Raw genomic sequence first — 3830 nt, 5'->3', positions numbered from 1 at the left:
ATGGAGTTTGAATATGATGCTCAAATTCTGCTTCTAGCATATTTTTAATTGTTGAACCAAGCATCTTCTTTAATGCATCTTCGATATCTGTAATGGTTTTTAAATCTCCATTTTCAATTAAAAGTTTTGCAGCCTTATCGAAAGCTGTTTCTTCCATTTCTCTAATTCTTTTTGTTCTTCTTACTTTTTTTTCTTCATTCATAACAAAAGCCTCCTTGATATATTATACCATAAGAGACTCTTACTAAAAATTATATTTTTTTCAATTTACAGACTTATTTCAATACTCTCGGCATATCAATGATATGCCTATTTTTTATTTATTATTATTTCTCCAACTATATTTTCCATAGTTATATTCAATGTTGAATCCTCGTTATTATCTGCATCAATAACTACTTTACCTAATACATTATCCGAATCTACTTTAACATCTTTTTCAACATTTACTTTTATTTTACCCGCTATATTTTCAAAGTTTAATAGAGCTTCCATAGGAGCATCTATAGTCATAATACCAGCCATATTCTCTACATTTATATCCATTTTATCTTCTGTATATGTTATTTTAACTAAAGTCTTATTATTCTTTACTACCTTATCATCCTTAGTATATATTTTAAGTATTCCAGTTTCAAATGAAAAGTTTAAGTTATCATAATTCTCTTCTATTTTTATAGAATTTTTAGTTCCTTTTTCTATATCTATTATACCTGCAAAATTTTCTACTTCTATTTGTTCTATTACCTCTATTTCCTCATTTACCTTTTCTTCTATCTTAAATATTTCCTTATTATCCTTAACATATCTTTCTAACTTAAGTACATTATTTCCTAATAAAAATAATCCTATTCCTATAAATATTAATCCTATTATTATTCTTTTTATTATTTTCATATATTACTTGTATGATATAGTTAGTTATTAAACTGTATCATACATCTCCTTTCTCCTTTTAAAATATCTCAACTTTACCTAATAACGAAGATACATTAATTATCTTATTAGAACCAGTATACTGATTTATTCTGCTATATATTTTTACTTTACCTAGCTTATTTTTTACATTTAAATTTACATCTTCTCCATTACCTAAATCTATTTGTAATTTACCCATTATAGATTCAACATTTAATGTTCCAGATTCAGGATATTCATATTTTAATTTACCAAAAATATTTTCTACATCTACATCAAGATCTTTCTCCCTATATTCTATTAAAAGTCTTGGAAAATCATTTAATATATTTGTTTCATTCTTTCCATCCATACTTAAATTAAGTACTCCATCCATATATATCTTCTCTAACAATATACTATTACTAGTATCACTTAATCTAACACTATTTTTATTACCTTTTCTTATCTCTACCTTACCAAAAATATCATTTAATACTATCTTGTCTATATGTTCATATTCATATGCACTATCTTCAAATTCTATTTCTATATCTTCCTTGCTATATGAATATTTTTTGTATTCTTTATCTGTTACAGAAGCATATATTTTCATTAAAATATTAGAAATAAGTGTAAATACCAACTTAAGTATTGAAACAAGTATAGGTACAAATATTATCATTAATCCTATAGCTAAAAATATTAATCCAACTGTACCCATAAAAAATGAACTACCTATACCTAAACCTACAAACTTAAATGGTGCTGTGATTATTGCCCAAATTATATAAAAAGGTAAAGCTATTGCTCCTAATACTAAAAATAGTATTAAAGGTATGAATATTATTAAAAATAGGATTACTGGTATAGCTATTGGGGCTGTAATTATTCCTCCAAGGAAAAGTAATATTGAAGTTAAAGAACCTTTTTGTTTACCCTTTTTTTCAGTATTAATCCCAAATTCCATCAATATATCCCTTGAAATCTTTTTAGGATCCATGTCTTCTGGTATATTGTCATTTTCTTCTATATTTAAATCTGCAAAGTATTCTTCATAATAATCAAAAACTGATTTTTTATCAGAATAATCTAAATCTTTTAAATAATTATCTAAATTTCTCATAAATTCTCTTTTAGTCATTTAATCCAGCCTCCTCTATAAATAAATCAATTTCATTTTTTAACGTTTTCCATTCATCTATAAATTTAATAAGTTCTTCTTTGCCCATTTCAGTTATTTTGTAATATCTCCTATTTCTACCTTGAAAGGAACTATCATATGTTTCTAAAAACTCTTTTTTTTGTAATCTTCTAAGTACAGGATAAAGTGTTGATTCACTTATCTTTATTTTCTCTTGTACCTTTTGAGTTAAAATATATCCATATAAGTCTTCTTTACATAAACAGGATAAAACACAGAAATCTAAAATATCACTACTAATTTGCATATTTTACCTCCTATTATTCTATATGCAATATTATACACTGTATAATATTAGATGTCAAGTAGTAAATAAAAAAAGATAGACAAATTATCTATCTTTAAAATATTCTCTAACTTTTGGTGCAACTTCTTCTCCAAATAGTCTTATACATTCTAATATATCCTCATGTTTCATAGAACCTAGTGGTAGATGTAATAAGAATCTATTTAATCCTAATTCTTCTATCATTCTAATTATCTTTTTAGCTACTGTTTCAGGATCACCTACAAACATAACTCCATCATCACTTACCATATGCATATATTTATCCCAAGTTAATTCACTCCAATGTGATCTTTCTTTAGCTATTCTATCCATAACTAATTTAGTAGGATAATAGTATTTATTTATTGCCTCTTCCTTATTTCTTTCTATATATCCCCAAGAATGAGCAGCAACTTTAAGATTCTCTATAGGATGATTAGCTCTTAAACCAACACTTCTATATAGGTTAATAATTTTCTTAAATCCAGATATACCACCACCTAATATTGCATAAGCTATAGGAAGTCCTCTAAGGGCAATATCTGTAGTAGAATTTAAACTTCCACCAGTACCTACCCAAACATCAAGGTTTTTAGCTCTAGGATAAACACCTTTACCATCTACTTTAGGTGTATGTCTACCCCCTGGCCAATTAAGTATTTCATTATCCTTTATTTCAAGTAACATATCTAATTTTTCTGTAAATAAAGTTTCATAATCATCTAAGTCATAACCAAATAATGGGAATGATTCAATAAACGAACCTCTACCAACCATGATTTCAGCTCTACCACTAGACAATGCATCAACTGTAGAAAAGTTTTGATATATTCTAATAGGATCTGCTGATGAAAGTACTGTTACAGCACTAGTAAGTTTAATGTTTTTTGTATTAACAGCACCAGCAGCTAATACTATCTCTGGATTAGATACTGCAAAATCATCTCTATGATGTTCTCCTATACCATATACATCTAATCCAACTTTATCAGCAAGTTCTATTTCTTCTACTAAGTTTCTTATTCTTTGATCATGAGAAAGTATAATGCCACTTTCTTCTAATTTTGTTGTTTCACCAAATGTAGATATTCCTAATTCTATTTTCATATGTTCTCCTTAAATATATCTAATTAGATATATTTATATACTACAACAATATATAACTTTTGTCAAGCAAAAAAAAAGAGCACTTAAAGTACTCTAAATAAAAAAGTTTAGCAACTACCTATTTTCCCTATTACTAAGTATCTTTGGCGTGCACAGACTTAACTTCTAGGTTCGAAATGTTACTAGGTGTATCCCTGTGGCTATTGTCACTAAACTAAATGGCGACCTTGGAAGGACTCGAACCTTCGACCCTCTGATTAACAGTCAGATGCTCTAACCGACTGAGCTACAAAGTCATATAATTTTAAAAAAAGTTTGGCAACTACCTATCTTCCCTATTACTAAGTATTTTCA

5 protein-coding genes, 1 tRNA gene and 1 rRNA gene are annotated in these 3830 nt (G+C 27.2%); all 7 read right to left on the bottom strand.

Features of this window, described 5'->3' with window-relative positions:
• On the bottom strand, window positions 1-202 hold a 202-nt coding region (locus AYC60_RS06180), incomplete at its 3' end, for a hypothetical protein (protein WP_082762585.1).
• Window positions 203-309: 107 nt separating this feature from the next.
• Window positions 310-897 (bottom strand): hypothetical protein, encoded by a 588-nt coding sequence (locus AYC60_RS06175; RefSeq protein WP_067322514.1) that lies wholly within the window; start codon window positions 895-897, stop codon window positions 310-312.
• A gap of 58 nt (window positions 898-955) precedes the next feature.
• Window positions 956-2041: a DUF1700 domain-containing protein gene (locus tag AYC60_RS06170; RefSeq protein WP_067322512.1), complete on the bottom strand. Its 1086-nt coding sequence runs from the start codon at window positions 2039-2041 to the stop codon at window positions 956-958.
• Window positions 2034-2348 (bottom strand): PadR family transcriptional regulator, encoded by a 315-nt coding sequence (locus AYC60_RS06165; protein ID WP_067322509.1) that lies wholly within the window; start codon window positions 2346-2348, stop codon window positions 2034-2036. Before AYC60_RS06165 ends, AYC60_RS06170 begins: the two co-directional genes overlap by 8 nt.
• A gap of 84 nt (window positions 2349-2432) precedes the next feature.
• On the bottom strand, window positions 2433-3476 hold the full coding sequence (locus AYC60_RS06160; RefSeq protein ID WP_067322506.1) for an LLM class flavin-dependent oxidoreductase: 1044 nt from the start codon (window positions 3474-3476) through the stop codon (window positions 2433-2435).
• Between the two features lie 105 nt (window positions 3477-3581).
• Window positions 3582-3690: ribosomal RNA gene (rrf, locus tag AYC60_RS06155) — 5S ribosomal RNA — on the bottom strand.
• A 5-nt stretch (window positions 3691-3695) separates the two neighbouring features.
• Window positions 3696-3772: transfer RNA gene (locus AYC60_RS06150), tRNA-Asn, on the bottom strand.
• Between the last annotated feature and the right edge of the window lie 58 nt (window positions 3773-3830).

The organism is Streptobacillus felis (assembly GCF_001559775.1).
Classification (GTDB): domain Bacteria; phylum Fusobacteriota; class Fusobacteriia; order Fusobacteriales; family Leptotrichiaceae; genus Streptobacillus; species Streptobacillus felis.
Note: the sequence above shows the minus strand (reverse complement) of the source record. Positions and strands in the feature narration are given on the sequence as shown.

Bases quoted from the DNA above. Each gene is read 5' to 3' on its own strand.
- AYC60_RS06175 (WP_067322514.1), bottom strand. From the start codon at position 897: ATGAAAATAATAAAAAGAATAATAATAGGATTAATATTTATAGGAATA.
- AYC60_RS06170 (WP_067322512.1), bottom strand. From the start codon at position 2,041: ATGACTAAAAGAGAATTTATGAGAAATTTAGATAATTATTTAAAAGAT.
- AYC60_RS06165 (WP_067322509.1), bottom strand. From the start codon at position 2,348: ATGCAAATTAGTAGTGATATTTTAGATTTCTGTGTTTTATCCTGTTTA.
- AYC60_RS06160 (WP_067322506.1), bottom strand. From the start codon at position 3,476: ATGAAAATAGAATTAGGAATATCTACATTTGGTGAAACAACAAAATTA.